The following is an 18,924-nucleotide window of genomic DNA, read 5'->3' on the forward strand; positions in this document are numbered from 1 at the left end:
AGAAACGGCCGCGGGACAGGTGATCCCGGTGCCCGGCCCGCACCCGCTACCGTGGGTCGGATGAGCAACCCGGCCACCCCGCCGCGTTCCCTCGCGGAGGCGCTTCGGGCCAGGGACGACGCCTCCCTGGCCGTACTGCTGCGTGCCCGCCCCGACCTCATCACCCCCGTCCCCACCGACCTGACCCAACTGGCCACCCGGGCCGGCACCCGCGCCTCGGTGCTGCGTGCCCTGGAACGGCTGGACCGCTTCGCCCTGCAGACCGCGGAGGCGCTGGCGGTGGCCGGCGACCCGGCGTCGTACCAGGAGCTGCTGGGCCTGATGGCCGGGGACGGCGGGGATGCGGCCGTCGCCGGCGAGCTGCCGCGGGCCGTCGCCGCGCTCCGCGACCAGGCGCTGGTGTGGGGCGACGACGACCGGCTGCGGCTGGTGCGGACCGCCCGCGAGGTGCTCGCCCCGTCCCCGCAGCACCCGTCGCCGACCGGTCTCGGCCCGACCGTCCGGGAGGCCACCTCGGGGATGTCGCCGGGCCGGATCCAGGAGATCGTGGCCGCCGCCGGGCTGCCCTCCACGCACGACTCGGTCTCCGCGGTGGACGCGCTCACCAAGCTGTTCGGCCACCGGAAGAAGATGGCGAAGCTGCTCGCCGCAGCGCCCGCCGAGTCCCGCGAGGTCCTCGCCCGGCTGGTCTGGGGGCCGCCGTACGGGCAGATCACCCCCGAACCGGCCGCCCACCTGCGCTGGCTGCTCGACCGCGGCCTGCTGCTGCCGACCGCGCCCGGCACCGTGGTCCTCCCCCGCGAGGTCGCCCTGCACCTGCGCGAGGGCCGCGCCCACCGCGAACCGGAGCCCGTGCCGCCCGCCGTCGAGCCTGCCGCCGCCCACCGTCCACAGGTTGTGGACGCGACCGCGGCCGGGCAGGCCTACACCACCCTCGCGACCGTCGAGGAGCTGCTGAAGGACTGGGACGAGGGCGGTCCCGCGGTGCTGCGGGCCGGCGGCCTGAGCGTCCGGGACCTCAAGCGGACGGCCGTCGCCCTGGACGTGCCCGAGCCGGTCGCCGCCTTCTGGGTCGAGCTGGCCTGCGCGGCCGGGCTGCTCGCCTCCGACGGCGAGGCCGACGAACGGTTCGCGGCCACCCCCGCCTACGACGAGTGGCTGGACCGCCCGCCGGCCGAGCGCTGGGCCCAGCTGGCGGAGGCCTGGCTCACCGCGACCCGCACCTCCGGCCTGGTCGGCGGCCGGGACGCCAAGGACCGCGCCCTGTCCGCGCTCGGCCCCGGCCTCGACCGCTCCGCCGCCCCCGAGGTACGGCACCGGGTCCTGGCTCTCCTCGCCGCGCTCCCGGAGGGCGCCGCCCCGGCCCCCGAATCGGTGCTGGCCCGGCTGCGCTGGGAACGCCCGCTGCGCGGCCCGCAGCAGCACGGCGACGACCTGCGCACCCGGCTGGCCCGCTGGACCCTGTCCGAGGCCGAGCTGCTGGGCGTGACCGGGCGCGGGGCGCTGTCGGCACACGGCCGCGCGCTCCTCGGCGCACCGGCCGCGGAGAAGACGCCCGGGCAGGCCGCGGAGCCGTCCGGGCCGGGCGACAAGCTCCCGGTGCACCGGCACCACCTCTCCCCCGCCCTCGAACCCCTCTCCCCGCCCGAGCAGGCCGTCGCCACCGCTGCCGCCGGCCGGCTGCTCGCCCCGCTCCTGCCCGAACCCCTCGACCACGTCCTGCTCCAGGCCGACCTGACCGCGGTCGCCCCGGGCCCGCTGCGCCGCCCGCTCGCCGACGCGCTGGGCATCCTCGCCGACGTCGAGTCGAAGGGCGGCGCCACGGTCTACCGCTTCACGCCCGCCTCGGTCCGCCGCGCCCTGGACGCCGGCCAGACCGCCTCCGACCTGCACGCGTTCCTCGCCACGCACTCCCGCACGCCGGTCCCGCAGCCGCTCGCGTACCTGATCGACGACGTGGCCCGCAGACACGGACACCTGCGGGTGGGCGCGGCCTCGGCGTACGTCCGCTGCGACGACGACACCGTCCTCAACGAGATCATGGCCGACAAGCGGGCGTCGGGTCTGCGCCTGCGCCGCCTGGCCCCGACGGTGCTCGCCACCCAGGCCGACCCGGCCGCCCTCCTGGAGGGCCTGCGCGCGATGGGCTACGCGCCCGCCGCCGAGTCCGCCGAGGGCGACGTCCTGATCACCCGCGCCCACGCGCACCGCACCCCGCCCCGGACGGCCCCCGAGCCGGTCCCGGACGGCCCGCCGCCACCGGACTCCACCCTCCTCGCGGCGGCGATCCGCGCGATCCGCGCGGGCGACCTCGCCGCGACCACCCCGCGCAAGTCCGCCGGGGCCGCCGGGGCCGCCGTCAGGGGCGGCGAACTCCCGCGCACCACCGCCGCCGAGACCCTGGCCACCATGCAGGCCGCCGTCCTCACCGGCGACACCCTCTGGATCGGCTACGTCAACGCCGAGGGCACCGCCAGCCAGCGCGTCATCGCCCCGATCCGCGTGGAGGGCGGCTTCGTCACGGCGTACGACCACACGGCGGACGAAGTCCGCACCTATCCCCTGCACCGCGTGACGGGCGTGGCAGAGCTCGCGGAGGGCTGAAGCGCCCCGCTGGGGAAGCCGCGATGTGCCGTCGTTCGGCTGCAGCTGCGTCGTGGCTGGTCGCGCGGTTCCTCCCCCAGCCTTCGGCCGGGGGTACCCCCAGCGTCCCTTTCGGGGCGCCTCACTCTCGGGCCAACAGTCCCGCGCCGGTGCGTCGGAGGACTGTCCGCGGCGCCGTCGCGGCCGGTCGCGCCCACGCGGCGGCAGCCGCATATCGGCACGGCCCCGCGCCCCTTTCGGGGCGCTTCAGCTCGGGGCGCTTCACAGTTCGGCGGCCCGGCTAGCAGTCCCGCACCGGCGCCCCGGCCGGCAGGCCGAAGTGGGCGCGGGCCGCAGCCCGCAGACCGGCGGACGGCATCTCCCGGTCGAGCCGAGCGGCAGCGTAAGGGCGGAAGTGGGTCTCCTCCCACTCCCCGTAGCCCTCGCCGTCCGGCGGCTCCTGCGCGGAGAGGACCCGGAAACCGCCGTTCGCCGGATCCCGTACCAGCCGGACCACCTGCGGTGTCTGCGCGCCGCTGCACTCGATCAGGGTGCCGCCGTCAGCGCCGTACTCCAGGCACAGCGTGTCGATGCCGGCCCGCACCCGGCCCCCGCTCTCCTCCAGTTCCAGGGCCTCCGCCCGGCAGAACCAGCGAGCCCTGAGCGCGGGCTCGTCGGTCTCCGCGTACCCGGACCCGGTCATCTCCGTCACCAGCCGCGCCTCGATCGCGGGACGCACCTGGGCCCACAGCCCGGCGTCCACCGCGCTCGACCCACGCGCCCACACCCCGGTCGCCACCAGCACCACCACGGCCCCCGCGCCGGTACCCCAGATGCGTACGGACGTCACCCCAGCCTCCCCACCGGGGCCACGCCCGTCCGTGGCCCCCTCGGACATGACACCCGAAACGGACCCAAGGTTGCACCGGACGATCAGGCATCTCCAGAAGCCGGTCACCGGCGGTGCACGTTCCGTCGAACGGCGAAGGTGATCGTTCGCGTATGAGGCACACTGGAACTTTGGCCCGTGACGATGGCCGCCATGGCGATGGCCGCACGGGCCGAACGGAAAGGGTGCAGCGCGTGAATGGTCCGTTGATCGTCCAGTCCGACAAGACACTGCTCCTGGAAGTCGACCACGAGCGGGCCGACGACTGCCGCCGGGCGATCGCGCCCTTCGCCGAGCTGGAACGGGCGCCGGAGCACATCCACACCTACCGGGTGACCCCGCTGGGCCTGTGGAACGCGCGGGCGGCCGGGCACGACGCCGAGCAGGTCGTGGACGCGCTGGTCGAGTACAGCCGCTATCCGGTGCCGCACGCGCTGCTGGTCGACATCGCCGAGACGATGGACCGGTACGGGCGGCTGACGCTCAGCAAGCACCCGGCGCACGGACTGGTGCTCACCACCACCGACCGGCCGGTCCTGGAAGAGATCCTGCGCTCCAAGCGGATCACCCCGCTGGTCGGCGCCCGGATCGACCCCGACACCGTCGCCGTGCACCCCTCCGAGCGCGGGCAGATCAAGCAGACCCTGCTGAAGCTGGGCTGGCCCGCCGAGGACCTCGCCGGGTACGTGGACGGGGAGGCCCACCCGATCGAGCTCGCCGAGGACGGCTGGGCGCTGCGGCCGTACCAGAAGCAGGCCGTGGAGAACTTCTGGCACGGCGGGAGCGGGGTTGTCGTCCTGCCCTGTGGGGCCGGGAAGACCCTGGTGGGCGCCGGGTCCATGGCGCAGGCCAAGTCGACGACCCTGATCCTCGTCACCAACACCGTCTCCGCGCGGCAGTGGAAGCACGAACTGGTGAAGCGGACGAGTCTCACCGAGGACGAGATCGGTGAGTACAGCGGGACGCGGAAGGAGATCCGGCCCGTCACGATCGCCACGTACCAGGTCCTCACGACCAGACGGAAGGGCGTCTACCCGCACCTGGAACTCTTCGACTCCCGCGACTGGGGTCTGATCGTCTACGACGAGGTCCATCTGCTGCCGGCTCCTGTCTTCAAGTTCACCGCCGACCTGCAGGCGCGCCGGCGGCTGGGGCTGACGGCCACCCTCGTGCGCGAGGACGGCCGGGAATCGGACGTGTTCTCCCTCATCGGGCCCAAGCGGTTCGACGCTCCGTGGAAGGAGATCGAGGCGCAGGGCTACATCGCACCCGCCGACTGCGTGGAGGTGCGGGTGAACCTGACGGACTCCGAGCGGCTGGCCTACGCCACCGCCGAGACCGAGGAGAAGTACCGCTTCTGTGCGACCACCGCGACCAAGCGGAAGGTCACGGAGGCGATCGTGAAGCGCTTCGCGGGGCAGCAGATCCTCGTCATCGGCCAGTACATCGACCAGCTCGACGAGCTGGGCGAGCACCTGAACGCCCCCGTCATCAAGGGCGAGACCTCCAACGCCCAGCGCGAGAAGCTCTTCGACGCCTTCCGCGAGGGCGAGATCAGCGTGCTGGTCGTCTCGAAGGTCGCCAACTTCTCCATCGACCTGCCGGAGGCGACGGTCGCCATCCAGGTGTCGGGCACCTTCGGGTCGAGGCAGGAGGAGGCACAGCGGCTGGGACGGGTGCTGCGCCCCAAGGCCGACGGCCACCAGGCCCACTTCTACTCCGTCGTCGCCCGCGACACGATCGACCAGGACTTCGCCGCCCACCGGCAGCGGTTCCTGGCGGAGCAGGGGTACGCCTACCGGATCATGGACGCGGACGAGCTGCTCGCGGAGGGCTGAGAGCCGCCTGGCGGGGCGGCGCCGGGCCGACTGTCCCGCAGGGTGCCGCTCCGCCGTCGTAGGGCGACCGCGGCGCCCGCCAGCAACGTCAGCCCCAGCAGGGGGTACGGCGACGCGCACGGCTGCTGCCACCCCGGCAGGTGCAGGTCGCGGTCGCCCGCGTGGGGCACCAGCCACATCGTGCGGGCCGTGAAGACCGGTGCCGCCGAAGCCGCGAGGAGGGTTCGCCCCTCGGCCAGCAGAACCGCCAGCAGCGGGACGCACCACACCCAGTGGTGGGACCAGCTGATCGGGCAGACCAGCAGGGCCGTGAACGCGGTGAGCAGGATGCCCCAGCGGTCGGAGCCGTGGACGCGACGGGCGCGGGTGGCCAGCCACAGGCCCGCCGCCGCCACCAGCGCCGCCGGGAGCACCCAGGCCAGGCCCGGTGCCGCCGTGCCCGTCGCCCTGGCGACCAGGCCCTGGAGCGACTGGTTGTCGATGATCCAGACCTTGCCGACCCGGCCGGTCTCGAACAGGCGTCGCGTCCAGAAGTCCACGGTGGCCGCCGGGAGGAGCAGGGCGCCGAGCAGGACCGTGCCCGTGAAGGACGCCGTCGCGGTGGCTGCCTCCTTTCTGCGTGCGGTGAGGAACAGGTAGACGATGAAGATCGCCGGGGTGAGCTTGACGCCCGCCGCGATGCCCAGGGCCAGGCCCTTGGCGCGGGCGCCCGGCGGGCGGATGAGGTCCCACAGGACCAGGCCGGTGACCGCCAGGTTGACCTGGCCGAAGAGCAGCGTCTGGAAGACCGGCTCCAGCCAGAGGGCGAGTGCGGTCGCCGCGCACAGCAGCGGGAGGGGTGCCGCGCGGCCGGCCAGACGGGCGGAGAGGGCGAGGAGCCAGGCGAGCAGGAGCGCGTTGCCCGCGAGGAACAGGGCCTTCAGGGCCGGGACTGGGATCCCGATCGTCGGGACGAACAGGACCGCCGCGAAGGGCGGATACGTCGCCGGCAGCCGCCACTCGGTGACCGTGAAGCCGTACAGATCACCGCCGTGGACCACGGCTTCGCCCTCGGCCCGGTAGACCAACAGGTCGGCCATCGGGGCGCGGAGCAGGATGCAGAGGGCGGCGAAGGAGCAGAGGGAGACCGTCAGTAAGGAGAGGGACAGGAGGAGAGGCAGAGGTGAGCGGGAGGAGGCGGCGGGGGGTGACGTCACCGTCCGGTTCGGCACGGGGGTGACACTATGCCGTTACTTGCGGCGTATGCCTGCTTCCTCGCCGTACTCACCGAGTATCGCGACGCTGAACGCCGCGCTGACGAAGACCTTGACGGCACGCAGGGCGTCGCCCAGGCGGTGGTGGGGTCGGGGGACTCCGTCGAGGGCTGTGGCGCCCGGGGGACTGCTGGGGGCTGGGTGGATGGTTGCTGCGCTCATGTCTCAATGGTGGAACTTCGGGCGTCGGTACGGCATCGGTCCACGGGTCCAATTTCCGGCACCCCCCGGTCCACCCCCCGATGGACGCCGTCCCCCACCTCCGGCCCACCCTCGGGGTGACGCATCCCCTAGGGGTCGCGGGGCGGGTGCTTCAGGAAATCCATTGGCCTCCCCCACCCCCACCTCACTACAATCTCCGCTCTTGCCCGCCACCTTCCCCGGAGTGCGGCCCACCCGTCTCCCACCCCCACCCTCAACCGAGGCCCTACGGGCCGCCCCTACGTTGCCGGACGGAAACCGGTCGGCTGATCGCCACCTGTGCGCCACCCACACCTGAGCGCCATCGACCCGCAGGCCTTCGGAGGCACCCCCTTGTCCACGCCCGCCCACGACCCGCTGACGGACCCGCACCCCGGCCCCCTCCCCGACCCCCTCCCCGACCCCCTCTCCCGCGAACGGTCCCATCTCGCCGAGTCCCGCGCCGCCCTGCGTGCCATGCGCGAGGACGTCGAGTCGCTGGACATCAGCGACGTCACCGCGAACTGGGTCAACGCCGAGGTCCTCGCCCGCCAGATGGAGGAGCGCATCAAGGCGCTGGCCGACCTCAGCGACACCCCGCTGTTCTTCGGCCGCCTCGACTACCTGCACGCCCCCGGCGCCGACCAGGCCGAGGGTGCGTACGGCGAGCGCTTCTACATCGGGCGCCGGCACGTGCACGACCACGACGGCGACCCGATGGTCATCGACTGGCGGGCGCCGGTCTCGCAGCCGTTCTACCGGGCCTCCAAGAAGGACCCGATGGACGTCGCGCTGCGCCGCCGCTTCGGGTACACCCGCGGCGACATCACGGCGTACGAGGACGAGCACCTCTCCGACCCCGCCGAGGCCGCCCGCACCAGCAAGCTGCTCCAGCAGGAGATCGAGCGCCCCCGCGTCGGCCCGATGCGCGACATCGTGGCGACCATCCAGCCCGAGCAGGACGAGATCGTGCGCAGCGGGCTCGGCGGAACGGTGTGCGTGCAGGGTGGCCCGGGGACCGGGAAGACGGCCGTCGGCCTGCACCGGGTCGCGTACCTCCTCTACGCCCACCGGGAGCGGCTGGCCCGCACCGGCACCCTGGTCATCGGGCCGAACCGCTCCTTCCTGCACTACATCGAGCAGGTGCTGCCCGCGCTGGGCGAGCTGGCCGTGCAGCAGGCGACGGTGGACGACCTGGTGGCCCGTGACGTCGACATCCGCGGCACCGACGACGCCCCCGCCGCGGTCGTCAAGGGCGACGCCCGGATGGCGGAGGTCCTGCGCAGGGCCGTCTACGCGCACGTCACGCCGCCCACCGAACCGGTCGTGGTGGTGCGCGGCTCCCGGCGCTGGCGGGTCCCGGCGTACGAACTGGAGGACATCGTCCGCGAGCTGCTGGACCGGGGCATCCGGTACGGCGCCGCGCGCGAGGCCCTGCCGCAGCGCATCGCGCACGCCGTGCTGGTCCAGATGGAACGCGCGGGAGAGGCGCCCGACGACCGTGTGCAGGACTCGGTGGCCCGCAACGCGGCGGTGAAGGCGGCCGTCAAGCAGGTCTGGCCGCCGGTCGACCCGGCGAAGCTCGTGCTGCGCCTGCTCACGGACGCGGACTTCCTCGCGGAGCACGCCGCCGGGATCCTCGACGAGGACGAGCAGAAGACGATCCTCTGGGCGAAGCCGGTGCGCGGCGTCAAGGCGGCCAGGTGGTCGGCCGCGGACGCGGTGCTGATCGACGAGACGACGGACCTGGTCCAGCGCACCCACTCGCTCGGCCATGTCGTCCTCGACGAGGCGCAGGACCTCTCCCCCATGCAGTACCGCGCGGTCGGCCGCCGCTGCACCACCGGTTCGGCGACCGTTCTCGGCGACCTGGCGCAGGGCACCACACCCTGGGCGACGCGGAGCTGGGCCGAGGCCCTGTCCCACCTCGGCAAGACCGACGGCGTGATCGAGGAACTGACGGCGGGTTTCCGCGTCCCGACCGACGTCATCACCTACGCCTCCCGGCTCCTCCCGCACATCGCCCCCGGCCTCACCCCGGTCGCCTCGGTCCGTGAGAACCCGGGTTTCTTCGCACTCCGGCCCGTCACGGACACCGCCGAAGTGGTCGCCGCGTGCGAGGAGTTGCTCCGCAACGAGGGTTCGACGGGGCTGATCGCGGCGGACGCGCGCGTGCCCGAGCTCGCGGCGGCGCTGACGGCGGCGGGCATCGGCCACCTGGCCCCCGGCGAGGAGACCACGGCCGAGACCCGCCTCACCCTGGTCCCGGCGTCACTGGCCAAGGGCCTGGAGTACGACTACGTGGTCCTCGACGAGCCCCAGGCCGTGGTCGACGGCGAACCGGACGAACGCACCGGCCTGCGCCGCCTGTACGTGGCCCTCACCCGAGCCGTCTCCGGCCTGATCGTGACCCACACGGCCCCGCTGCCGACGCAGCTGACCTGACGCACGGGTCCCCGGGCGCCGGCCCGCCTGCTCCCCTTCCGGCAGGGCCTTCAGTACGGCGTCCGGCAGCCCGGGGAAGCGGGCGGCCAGGTCCGGGCGGCGCAGCCGGACGTGGCGGTTGCGGCCGACCGCCCGGGTCGAGACGAGCCCCGCCGCGCGCATGATCTTGATGTGGTGCGAGACGGTCGACTGTGCAGGTGACCGACGCCCAGCGCAACGGGCGCACAGGTGTACTGCACGGCCACCTGTTCACGGTCGTCGGCGCCGCGCTGCCGGCCACGCTCGCCGCGACCTCGGCGGAGGACCCCGGCCCCGTTCACGGGCCGGGTTCCGCCACGCCGCGCATCAACGCGGTGCCGCGCCCCCGGCCCCGTCCAGCACCCGGCGCCAGGACCGCACCGCCTCCTGCGACACGGCCCCGTCCCAGCCCGCCGGCCGGGCCGCGCCGCCGATGTGGAAGGCCTCGATGCCCGCCGCCCGCAGCTCGGCTACGTGATCGAGCCGCAGGCCGCCGCCCACCAGGAGCGTCTGCTCGTACCCCGGCTCGCCGCGCCGCCCCGCCTCGGCCAGCAGCCGGGGCAGCCCCTCGTCCACGCCTTCCGCGGCCCCCGCCGTGAGGTAGGTGTCCAGGCCCGGCAGGTCGGCGAGCTGCTTGCGCAGGGCGTCCCGGTCCGCGGCCCGGTCGATGGCCCGGTGGAAGGTCCAGCGGCAGCCGTCCAGCCCGGCCACCACCCGCTCCACCGCGTCCAGGTCCACCCCGCCCTCCGCGTCCAGGAACCCGAGCACGAACTGGTCGGCCCCGGCCGCCCGCAGCTCCCCGGCCACCCCCACCAGACGGTCGGCGTCGCCCGCGGCGAACCCGTCCGCCAGCCGCAGCATCACGCGCAGGTCGATGTCGACGGCGGCCCGGATCGCGGTGAAGGTCCGGGGCGGCGGGGTCAGCCCGTCGGCCGCCATGTCGGTGACCAGTTCGAGGCGGTCCGCGCCTCCGGCCTGGGCGGCGACCGCGTCCTCGGTGTCGAGGGCGATCACCTCCAGGACTGCACGCGTGCTCATAGGGCCCCTTCCGTGGTGTTCCCCGTGCACCCCGGCCGCCTCCCGCAAGAGGTCTAGTCCGGAGGTCTAGTCCAATCCAGGGTACGCGGGGAACACCGACGGCCGCGAGACCACCCCCGTCACGCACCGGCCGCATTCAGCCGTAGAGGTTCAGCTCCGCCGCCTCCGCTCCCATCAGCTCGTACGCCGCCCCGTCCGGCGACCGCCCGGTGTACAGCCGTACGAGCGTCGCCGCCTCCCCCATGAAGCGGGCCGGGGTCCGGGTGCCGCTCGTCTCGCCCAGTTGCAGCGGTTCGTCGACGTCGTCCAGGTCGGCGTGGAGCCGCAGATGGCCCCGCTCCCGGGTCACCCGGGCCAGCAGGGAGAGCGCGTGGGGCAGGCCCGCGCCCGTGTAGGCGCCGGGTTCGCCGAGGGTGTCGCGGACGTCACCGGCGTGCACCCACTCGCCGAGGGCGATCCGGTCCAGCGCTCCGTCGGCCCGTCCCGCGATCACGTCCCCGGCCTCGGTCATCCCGCGCTCCAGCTCGTCGAGGACCCGGGCGTTGGTCCAGTCGGCGCGCTCGGCGATGTCCCGGTCGTTCGACTCGGGCGAGAACGCCCCGGGCTCGAAACGGCTCTCCACCACCCGGACCAGCGCGGCCGAGCAGTGGGCGAGCACGTCCCGCACCGTCCACCCGGGACACGCGGCGGTCGGCAGCGCGAAGTCCGCGTCCGGACGGGAGCGGAGGAGCGGGATCAGCGTGTCGCGCTCGACCGTGAGGAGTCGGCCGGGCAGCAGGGGGTCGCGTACGTGGTCAGCAGCAGTCATGGCTCCCACGCTAGGGGGATGTCGGCGGCGGGCGGGAGAATGGGCACATGGCCGATCTCCGCGATCTCCGCTCCCGCTGGCGGGACGCCCTCCTCATGGCGCGCGACGACGACTCCCGTCACCCCGACCCCGACCCGTACGCCGACGAACTGCTCCGCCGCTGGCAGGAGCCCCAGCGCCGGTACCACACGGTCGCCCACCTCACGGCGGTCCTCGACCGCATCGACGTACTGGCGGAGTACGCGGACGACCCGGACCTGGTCCGGCTGGCCGCCTGGTTCCACGACGCGGTCTACCTGCCGGACCGGTCGGAGAACGAGGAGCGCTCGGCCCGCCTCGCCGAACGCGCCCTCCCCGAGGCCGGGATCTCGGCCGGGAAGACTGCCGAGGTGGCCCGCCTGGTCCGGCTCACCGTCACCCACGACCCGGCCCCCGGCGACCGCGACGGCGAGGTCCTGTGCGACGCCGACCTCGCGATCCTCGCCGCCCCGCCCGCCGCGTACGCCGCCTACACCGCCGAGGTACGCGAGGAGTACCACTTCGTCCCGAACGACGCCTTCCGCACGGGCCGTTCCGCGATCCTGCGCCAACTCCTGGACCTGCCCCGGCTGTTCAGAACGCCGTACGGCCGTACCGAGTGGGAGCCGACCGCCCGCTACAACCTCGCCGCGGAGCTGGAAATGCTGTCGACCGCCGACGATCCGGCGTCCTAGGGTGCGGCCCATGCGTGAAATGGGCGGGGACCAGGTGGAAGAGGCCGTCGCGGGCTGTGCGGCCGCGCTGCGGCCCGCGGTGGCGAGGGACTGGACGGAGGTGCCGGCCGGCCGGCTGGACTGGAACTGCCACGACACGGCGGTCCACGTCGCCGACGACCTCGTCGCGTACGCCGCCAACCTGGCCGGGCGCGCCCAGGACGCGTACGTGCCCTTCGAGCTCAGGCTCGACGACGGGACCGACAACTCCGGCCTGCTGCACGTGATCGAGACGACCGGCGCCCTGCTCGCCGCCGCCGTCCGCACCGCCTCCCGCCAGGTCCGCGCCTTCCACCCCTTCCCGTTCGGCAGCGCGGACCGCGCCGGCTTCGCCGCGATGGGCGTCGCCGAAGTGCTGCTCCACACCCACGACATGGCCACCGGCCTCGGGCTCCGCTACCGGCCCTCCGAGGAACTCGCCGAGTCCGTCCTGGCCTGGCTGTTCCCGCACGTCCAGCCCGGCCCCGCCGCCTGGCCGACCCTGCTGTGGGCCACCGGCCGCGGCGAGCTGCCCGGCCGCGCCCCGGTCACCGACTGGCGCTGGCACAACAACCTGGTCATCCCCGCCGAGCGCCTCGACCTCGTCGGCATCCGCCCCGCCCAGGCCCGTGACCTGCGCATCGGCGGCGACGGCGGCTTCGAGTGGATCGACGGCGGCCCCTACGAGGGCACCCGCGACGCCGCCGGCTTCCTCCTCAAGGCGTACGAAGGGGGCGTCCACCGACCGGAGTTCGGCGTCTTCGCCCTGGTCCGCCGGGCGGACGGCCGTGCGGTCGGCGGCATGGGCTTCCACTCCGCCCCGGACGAGGAGGGCCGGGTGGAGATCGGCTACGACCTGGTCGAGGCCGCCCGCGGCCACGGCTACGCGACGGAAGCGCTCCGCGCCCTGGCCGACTGGGCCCTGGCCCGCGACGACGTACGCACCCTGTTCGCCACCGTCGAGACCGCCAACACCGCCTCCCAGGCGGTCGTCACCCGCGCCGGGTTCGGCAAGGTGGGCGAGGGCGAGAAGGAGCTGGCCTTCGCACTGCGGGCGGAGTAGAGCGCCGTAGGGGCGCAGGAGGGCCGTTACCGGCGGGGCACGTCGCTCTTGCGCCGGCGCAGCCCCGCCCCGTGCAGCAGCCGCACCACCTCGCGGCTGCTGACCTCCACGGCACCGGCCCGGACCGCGTCCGGGTAGCGGTGCGAGGGGATGTCGTAGTGGTCGCGCTCGAAGGCGCGGCGCAGTACGCCCATGTCCTCGGCGAAGGCGTGCAGTTCGGCGTACGAGACATCGCTGACCAGGTGGGACCACATCCGGCCGTGGCCCGGCCAGTTCGGCGGATCGATGTACACCGTCATGAGAACTCCGTCATGAGGAGGCCGTCCCGCCCCCGAGGGAGCTGCCGAGGGAACCGACCGAGGCGACCTTCACGCCCGCCTTGTGGCACACCCAGTGCGGGTCCGGGCCGAGTTCCGGTTCGACGTCCAGGGCGTGCGGGTCGCCGGAGCCGCACACCGGGCACAGCGGCCAGCGGCCGTACCGCCCGAGGAGCGCGTCCTGTACGTCCTGGGCCACCAGGCCCGCCACGTACCCCGCGCCCTCCGGCCACTGCTCGACCCACCAGCGGCGCTGTACGACGGAGTCCTCGACCAGCGAGACCACGTCCGCCTCGGCTACCTCGCCCGCGACCAGGTCGGCGAGCACGAGGGCGCGGGCAGCGTGCAACGCCTGTTCCAAAGGGCTTACCGGGTCCATGGTCCTATTGTGCGCGGTCTTGACCGGTACCCGAACCGAAAATATCTTTCAAGGGTGACCGAGAACGTGAAGGAAATTTTCGGCGGCCACGGAAGCGGCGGTGCGCCGCCGGCTCCCGCCGCCCTCGCGGCCAAGGTGCGGACCTTGGCGCCCTCCATGACGCGTTCCATGCAGCGCGTCGCCGAGGCCGTCGCGAGCGACCCCGCCGGCTGCGCGGCCCTCACGGTCACCGGCCTCGCGGAACTCACCGGCACCAGCGAGGCGACCGTCGTCCGCACCGCCCGGCTGCTCGGTTACCCCGGCTACCGCGACCTGCGGCTCGCCCTCGCCGGGCTGGCCGCGCAGCAGCAGTCGGGGCGGGCGCCCGCGATCACCACCGACATCGCCGTCGACGACCCGATCGCCGACGTCGTCGCGAAGCTCGCCTACGACGAGCAGCAGACCCTCGCGGACACGGCGGCCGGTCTCGACACGGTGCAGTTGGGGGCCGCCGTCAGCGCGCTCGCCGGGGCGCGGCGGACCGATGTGTACGGCATCGGGGCGTCGGGGCTGGTCGCCCAGGACCTCACGCAGAAGCTGCTGCGGATAGGGCTGATAGCGCACGCCCACAGCGATCCGCATCTCGCGGTCACCAACGCGGTGCAGTTGCGGGCCGGGGACGTGGCGATAGCGATCACGCACTCCGGGTCGACCGGGGACGTCATAGAGCCGCTGCGGGTGGCCTTCGAACGGGGGGCCACGACCGTCGCGATCACCGGGCGGCCGGGGTCGTCGGTGACGCAGTACGCCGACCACGTGCTGACGACGTCGACCGCGCGGGAGAGCGAGTTGCGGCCGGCGGCGATGTCGTCGCGGACCGGGCAGTTGCTGGTGGTGGACTGTCTGTTCGTGGGGGTGGCGCAGCGGACGTACGAGGCGGCTGCGCCGGCGTTGGCGGCGTCGTACGAGGCGTTGGCTCATCGACACCGGAATGTGCCTCGATAGACCGTGGGACTGACTGTTGTGGGACGGCTGCGGGCCCGTAGTGGCTGGTCGCGCAGTCCCCGCGCCCCTGAGTTGATGCACTCGTCCGCGTTGGAAAGAGCCGTCTGCCGATGACCACCGAACATCACACGCTCCGCACCGAACTCGAAGCCCTCACCACCGAGGCGTTCCGGCCCGAGCTCGCCGGGATCGACACGCTGCCCACCCTCGACATCGCGCGGCTCATGAACGGTGAGGACGCCGGGGTGGCCGGTGCGGTGGCTCTCCGGTTGCCGCAGATCTCGGCGGCCATCGACGCCATCGCCGCCCGGATGGCCCAGGGCGGCCGGCTGGTCTACGCCGGGGCCGGTACCGCCGGGCGGCTCGGGATCCTGGACGCCTCGGAGTGTCCGCCCACCTTCAACACCCGGCCCGGTCAGGTCGTCGGGGTCATCGCGGGCGGGCCGGCGGCCATGGTCACGTCCGTGGAAGGGGCCGAGGACTCGGCGGAGCTGGCCCGCACGGACCTCGACGCGCTCGGGATCGGCGCCGCCGACACCGTCGTCGGCGTCTCGGCCTCCGGCCGCACCCCCTACGCCGTCGGCGCCGTCGAGCACGCCCGCGCCCTGGGCGCCCTGACCGTCGGCCTCTCCTGCAACGCGGCCAGCGCGCTCGCGGCCGCCGCCGAGCACGGGATCGAGGTCGTCGTCGGCCCCGAGCTGCTCACCGGCTCCACCCGCCTCAAGGCCGGCACCGCCCAGAAACTCGTCCTCAACATGCTGTCGACGATCACGATGATCCGGCTCGGCAAGACCTACGGGAACCTGATGGTCGACGTCCGCGCCTCGAACGAGAAGCTGCGGGCCCGTTCGCGGCGGATCGTGGCGCTCGCCACGGGCGCGTCCGACGACGAGATCGAGGCGGCCCTCACCGCCACCGACGGCGAGGTCAAACCCGCCGTCCTGGTGATCCTGGCCGGTGTCGACGGGCCCACCGCAGCCCGCCTTCTGGAGGAGACCGGCGGTCATCTGCGCGCGGCGCTCACCGCGACGGGCGGCTGACGCGCACGCTCGGGGGGTGCAGAGATCGTCGTACGACACCGCCGCCGCGCTGCTGCCCCTGGTCGGCGGCCCCGGGAACGTCACCTCCGTCGCCCACTGCATGACCCGGCTGCGGCTGGGCATCGCCGACCGGGAGGGGGTCGACGCGGAGGCGGTGCGGGCGGTGCCCGGGGTGCTGGGAGTGGTGGCCGACGGGGACACCCTCCAGGTGGTGATCGGGCCGGGTGCGGTGGTGGCGGTGACCGCCGAGTTCGAAACACTGCTCGGCGCCGCCGCGACGGCCGGTCGCGCGCCGGGCGACGCCCGGTCGGGCGACTTCGAGTCGGGCGACCCCCTGCAAGGCGGCCCGTCTCCGGACGGCCCCGCCCCAGGCGGCATCCGGTCTGGCGGCGCGTCACCGCGACGCGCCCCGAAGGGGCGCGGGGAACTGCGCGAGCAACCACGACGCACCCGCGCCCGAGGACGTCGGCCCGATCACGACGCCGCGGACCTCGCCGCCCGCGGCGCCGAACTGAAAGCGGCCCGTGCCCGGCGCAACGCGACCCCCCTCAAGACCGCCCTCCGCCGTATCGCCGACGTCTTCGTGCCGCTGATCCCGGCCCTGATCGGCTGCGGGGTCCTCGCCGGTCTGAACGGACTCCTCGTGAACGCCGGTTGGCTGCCCTGGCTCACTCCCGCCCTCGCCGCCGTCGCCTCCGGCTTCATGGCCCTGATCAGTGTCTTCGTCGGATACAACACGGCGAAGGTGTTCGGCGGGACACCCGTCCTCGGGGGCGCGGTCGCGGCGGTCGTCGTCTATCCGGGCGTCGCGAAGGTGACGGCCTTCGGGGTGCCGCTCGCGCCCGGTCAGGGCGGGGTCCTCGGGGCCCTGGCGGCGGCGCTGCTCGCGGTCGGCGTCGAGAGGTGGTGCCGGGGGCGCGTCCCGGACGCCCTCGACGTGCTCCTCACCCCCACCGTCACCGTCCTCGTCGCGGGCCTCGCCACGCTCTACGGGCTCATGTACACCGCCGGTCTCGTCTCCTCCGCCATCGGCACCGCGGCCAACTGGCTGCTCGCCACCACCGGCCCGTTCGCGGGCCTGGTCCTCGGCGGCCTCTTCCTCCCCCTCGTCATGCTGGGCCTGCACCAGGCCCTGATCCCCATCCACACCACCCTCATCCAGCAGCAGGGCTACACCGTGCTGCTCCCCCTCCTCGCCATGGCGGGCGCCGGCCAGGTGGGCGCGGCCCTCGCCGTCTACGCCCGCCTCCGCCACCACACGCAGCTCCGTACGACGATCAGGTCGGCGCTCCCGGCGGGCCTGCTGGGCGTCGGCGAGCCCCTGATCTACGGCGTCTCGCTCCCCCTCGGCCGCCCCTTCCTCACCGCCTGCGCGGGCGGGGCGGCGGGGGGGGCCTTCGTCGGGTTCTTCGCGGTCCTCGGCGACCGGGTGGGCGCCACCGCCATCGGCCCCTCGGGCTGGGCCCTGTTCCCCCTGCTCACGGGGAACAGGGGCCCGGCCCTGGCGGCGGCGGTCTACGCGGGCGGCCTGCTGACCGGCTACGCCGTGGGCTTCCTGGCGACGTACGTCGGCTTCAGCGGCGCGGGTGTTCCGGTTGAACCGGGTGAGCGGGGTGACCCGTCACCTCGGAGATCCAGGTGATGAAGTCACCGGGGTCGTCGTCGGCGCCGTGCCCGGCGTCCCAGTAGTACTTGATGTCGACGTCGTCGCCGAGGTTCTCCAGCCTGGCGGCGAAGTTGGCGGCGACGGTGAGCGAGGTGTCGCTGTCCTTTGTGCCGAGACGGATCCACCAGTGCCGGGCCCGGTCCGGGTTGGCCTGCTGTGCCACGTGGTACATGGCGTTCATCTGGTCGAGCTTCTTCGGGATGTCGGTGTCGAGGCGCGCGCTGTCGCCCTCCGCGTGCCGCAGGCTGTAGCGGGTGAAGTGACGGGTGGCGGTGGTGCCGGTGCCGAACTCGTTGCACTCCGGGGTCGACAGGTCGAAGGCGTCGAAGGCGGGCGCGTTCTTCTTGCGGGCGCCGACGTGGGTGAGGAAGTCCGCCCAGGAGAAGGCGGCGTTCGTGCCGTCCCAGGTGATGAAGGTGTTCACGGCCAGGTAGGTGTCCCCGTCGGTGTCCGACAGGGCGGCCAGGTAGCGGGTGGCGGACGGCTCCAGGTGGGTCCTCACCAGGTACTCGTCGAGGTTGCGGTCGGTCAGCCGCCCGAAGCCCGGGGCCGTCAGCCGCAGCCCGGCCAGATAGTCGGTGAACTGCGCCTTCAGGTCGGCGGAGACGGTCGCGTCGACGCTCGAACCGTCGGCGAGCGGGTTGCCGCCCCAGTACCACTCGTAGGACATGTCGGAGTGTTCGAGGTCGGTGATCGGGCACCAGGCGCCGCTCGCGAACACCGCGTCACCGGCGTCGGCCGCGCCGAGCGCCGCCAGCTCCTCCGCGTAGAGAGGGCTGTCGCCGGAGGAGCCGAGCAGTGCGGAGAGCGCGCCCCCCGCGCTGGTCCCGGCCGAGACGATCCGGTCGACGTCGCCCGGTATCGGCCCCCGGTTGAACCTCACGTACCGCACAGCCGCCTTGAGGTCGACGATGGCGGCGGACGCACAGCCCTAGTAGACGCCGTTCGCGTCGACGAGGGTACGGCCCCGGGCCCCCGGCTCGACGACGACATACCCGGCGAGCAGCGCCAGCATCGTACGGTTCGGCCCGCTGCCCCCACCGCCGGGCCCACCCGGACCACCGGGTCCCCCGGGCCCGCCGGCACCCCCGCCGCCCCCGATCCCGGTCGCGCCCGCCACCGACGAAGGCATGTACCCGCCCACGTTGTTGGCGAGCAGCACCGGCGCGTGCGTCGCGTCCACGGCGACCCCGTCGACCGACACCGGAACGCTGACGTTGAGCCCCTGGTACGTGGCGTCCACCGGGTTCGCCACGTAGCTGCTGACCTGGTAGAAGCGGTACGTCACGTCGTGGGCGGTGCCCGCGGTGTCGGTGATGCTGGTGGTCAGCTCGGTGTAGGCGGTGGGGTCGAAGACCAGGGCCGAGTCCGTGGCCTCCGTGGCCGGGTCCGTGGCCGACGACGTGCCCGCCGTCGCCCGGGTGGCGGCCTGCGCGCCCGTCGCGAACCCGACCGCCGGAACCGCGGCGGCCGCCGTGAGCCCCATGACTACCGTTCTGCGCTTCGCTCGCTTCACTTCCGTCTCTTCTCTGGGCGGCTCGTGCGGGCATGAGTGCAACAGCGGTTACTGAGGGGTTGCTGTGAAGTCGATGAGTTGTCGCCAGAATCGTTGACACCGCCTGGTCGAGTGACAGCCGGCGCACAGAAGTTGGCCCGATTCAGCGGTCCCTGACACTGTGGCGGGAACACTTT

Annotated in this window: 15 protein-coding genes and 2 pseudogenes; 8 read left to right on the plus strand and 9 right to left on the minus strand. The window is 73.7% G+C overall.

Going from position 1 to position 18,924, the window contains the following annotated elements:
• The first annotated feature begins 60 nt into the window (after positions 1-60).
• Complete coding sequence (locus ACFY6U_RS26425; protein WP_390042068.1) at positions 61-2,604, plus strand: helicase-associated domain-containing protein; 2,544 nt, start codon at positions 61-63, stop codon at positions 2,602-2,604.
• A 280-nt stretch (positions 2,605-2,884) separates the two neighbouring features.
• Here ACFY6U_RS26425 and ACFY6U_RS26430 read toward each other — a convergent pair whose 3' ends face one another.
• Positions 2,885-3,433, minus strand: a complete 549-nt coding sequence (locus ACFY6U_RS26430) for a hypothetical protein (RefSeq protein WP_390042070.1) — start codon at positions 3,431-3,433, stop codon at positions 2,885-2,887.
• Positions 3,434-3,666: 233 nt separating this feature from the next.
• Between ACFY6U_RS26430 and ACFY6U_RS26435 the strand changes: the two genes are divergently transcribed.
• Positions 3,667-5,310 (plus strand): DNA repair helicase XPB, encoded by a 1,644-nt coding sequence (locus ACFY6U_RS26435; RefSeq protein ID WP_390042071.1) that lies wholly within the window; start codon positions 3,667-3,669, stop codon positions 5,308-5,310.
• On the opposite strand, the gene ACFY6U_RS26440 is transcribed toward ACFY6U_RS26435, so the two are convergent.
• Entirely contained in the window at positions 5,268-6,389 is a 1,122-nt protein-coding gene (locus tag ACFY6U_RS26440) for a glycosyltransferase 87 family protein (RefSeq protein ID WP_390042433.1), read from the minus strand. The genes ACFY6U_RS26435 and ACFY6U_RS26440 overlap by 43 nt on opposite strands.
• Before the next feature lie 150 nt (positions 6,390-6,539).
• The gene (locus tag ACFY6U_RS26445; protein WP_351484294.1) at positions 6,540-6,725 is read right to left on the minus strand and encodes a hypothetical protein; all 186 of its coding nucleotides are present in this window, start codon (positions 6,723-6,725) and stop codon (positions 6,540-6,542) included.
• A 372-nt stretch (positions 6,726-7,097) separates the two neighbouring features.
• Between ACFY6U_RS26445 and ACFY6U_RS26450 the strand changes: the two genes are divergently transcribed.
• Positions 7,098-9,188 carry a HelD family protein gene (locus tag ACFY6U_RS26450; RefSeq protein ID WP_390042073.1) on the plus strand — a complete coding sequence of 697 codons (2,091 nt, stop codon included), beginning with the start codon at positions 7,098-7,100 and terminating at the stop codon, positions 9,186-9,188.
• Between the two features lie 162 nt (positions 9,189-9,350).
• Here ACFY6U_RS26450 and ACFY6U_RS26455 read toward each other — a convergent pair.
• The 3 genes and pseudogenes from ACFY6U_RS26455 to ACFY6U_RS26465 form a co-directional block, all read right to left on the minus strand.
• A pseudogene (locus ACFY6U_RS26455) lies at positions 9,351-9,416 on the minus strand (hypothetical protein); the annotation flags it as partial.
• 117 nt (positions 9,417-9,533) lie between these two features.
• A complete protein-coding gene (locus ACFY6U_RS26460; protein ID WP_390042075.1) occupies positions 9,534-10,244 on the minus strand; it encodes a copper homeostasis protein CutC in 711 nt (236 codons plus the stop codon).
• A gap of 136 nt (positions 10,245-10,380) precedes the next feature.
• Positions 10,381-11,052, minus strand: coding sequence for a maleylpyruvate isomerase family mycothiol-dependent enzyme (locus tag ACFY6U_RS26465; RefSeq protein ID WP_390042077.1), 672 nt, complete (start codon positions 11,050-11,052; stop codon positions 10,381-10,383).
• Positions 11,053-11,099: 47 nt separating this feature from the next.
• Here ACFY6U_RS26465 and ACFY6U_RS26470 point away from each other — a divergent pair, with 47 nt between their 5' ends.
• Both ACFY6U_RS26470 and ACFY6U_RS26475 read left to right on the plus strand, forming a co-directional pair.
• Entirely contained in the window at positions 11,100-11,765 is a 666-nt protein-coding gene (locus ACFY6U_RS26470) for a hypothetical protein (protein WP_390042078.1), read from the plus strand.
• 10 nt (positions 11,766-11,775) lie between these two features.
• Complete coding sequence (locus ACFY6U_RS26475; protein ID WP_390042079.1) at positions 11,776-12,846, plus strand: GNAT family N-acetyltransferase; 1,071 nt, start codon at positions 11,776-11,778, stop codon at positions 12,844-12,846.
• A gap of 26 nt (positions 12,847-12,872) precedes the next feature.
• Here the strand turns inward: ACFY6U_RS26475 and ACFY6U_RS26480 are convergent, their stop codons facing one another.
• A complete protein-coding gene (locus tag ACFY6U_RS26480; RefSeq protein ID WP_294001256.1) occupies positions 12,873-13,145 on the minus strand; it encodes a DUF4031 domain-containing protein in 273 nt (90 codons plus the stop codon).
• 10 nt (positions 13,146-13,155) lie between these two features.
• Positions 13,156-13,542, minus strand: a complete 387-nt coding sequence (locus tag ACFY6U_RS26485; protein WP_390042081.1) for a hypothetical protein — start codon at positions 13,540-13,542, stop codon at positions 13,156-13,158.
• Positions 13,543-13,596: 54 nt separating this feature from the next.
• On the opposite strand from ACFY6U_RS26485, the gene ACFY6U_RS26490 reads away from it, so the two are divergent.
• From ACFY6U_RS26490 to ACFY6U_RS26500, 3 genes are all read left to right on the plus strand, one after another.
• Complete coding sequence (locus ACFY6U_RS26490) at positions 13,597-14,526, plus strand: MurR/RpiR family transcriptional regulator (protein ID WP_390042082.1); 930 nt, start codon at positions 13,597-13,599, stop codon at positions 14,524-14,526.
• 110 nt (positions 14,527-14,636) lie between these two features.
• The gene (murQ, locus tag ACFY6U_RS26495) at positions 14,637-15,566 is read left to right on the plus strand and encodes an N-acetylmuramic acid 6-phosphate etherase (RefSeq protein WP_390042084.1); all 930 of its coding nucleotides are present in this window, start codon (positions 14,637-14,639) and stop codon (positions 15,564-15,566) included.
• A gap of 16 nt (positions 15,567-15,582) precedes the next feature.
• Entirely contained in the window at positions 15,583-17,208 is a 1,626-nt protein-coding gene (locus tag ACFY6U_RS26500; protein WP_390042086.1) for a PTS transporter subunit EIIC, read from the plus strand.
• Here ACFY6U_RS26500 and ACFY6U_RS26505 read toward each other — a convergent pair.
• Positions 17,141-18,718, minus strand: a pseudogene (locus ACFY6U_RS26505) (subtype B tannase). The gene ACFY6U_RS26500 and the pseudogene ACFY6U_RS26505 sit on opposite strands and share 68 nt — an antisense overlap.
• Positions 18,719-18,924: the final 206 nt, after the last annotated feature.

It is taken from the genome of Streptomyces sp. NPDC013157 (assembly GCF_042899865.1).
In the GTDB taxonomy this organism is placed as follows: domain Bacteria; phylum Actinomycetota; class Actinomycetes; order Streptomycetales; family Streptomycetaceae; genus Streptomyces.

Bases quoted from the DNA above. Each gene is read 5' to 3' on its own strand.
- ACFY6U_RS26470 (WP_390042078.1), top strand. From the start codon at position 11,100: ATGGCCGATCTCCGCGATCTCCGCTCCCGCTGGCGGGACGCCCTCCTC.
- ACFY6U_RS26440 (WP_390042433.1), bottom strand. From the start codon at position 6,389: ATGGCCGACCTGTTGGTCTACCGGGCCGAGGGCGAAGCCGTGGTCCAC.
- ACFY6U_RS26475 (WP_390042079.1), top strand. From the start codon at position 11,776: ATGCGTGAAATGGGCGGGGACCAGGTGGAAGAGGCCGTCGCGGGCTGT.
- ACFY6U_RS26445 (WP_351484294.1), bottom strand. From the start codon at position 6,725: ATGAGCGCAGCAACCATCCACCCAGCCCCCAGCAGTCCCCCGGGCGCC.
- ACFY6U_RS26485 (WP_390042081.1), bottom strand. From the start codon at position 13,542: ATGGACCCGGTAAGCCCTTTGGAACAGGCGTTGCACGCTGCCCGCGCC.
- ACFY6U_RS26460 (WP_390042075.1), bottom strand. From the start codon at position 10,244: ATGAGCACGCGTGCAGTCCTGGAGGTGATCGCCCTCGACACCGAGGAC.
- ACFY6U_RS26425 (WP_390042068.1), top strand. From the start codon at position 61: ATGAGCAACCCGGCCACCCCGCCGCGTTCCCTCGCGGAGGCGCTTCGG.
- murQ (WP_390042084.1), top strand. From the start codon at position 14,637: ATGACCACCGAACATCACACGCTCCGCACCGAACTCGAAGCCCTCACC.
- ACFY6U_RS26465 (WP_390042077.1), bottom strand. From the start codon at position 11,052: ATGACTGCTGCTGACCACGTACGCGACCCCCTGCTGCCCGGCCGACTC.
- ACFY6U_RS26480 (WP_294001256.1), bottom strand. From the start codon at position 13,145: ATGACGGTGTACATCGATCCGCCGAACTGGCCGGGCCACGGCCGGATG.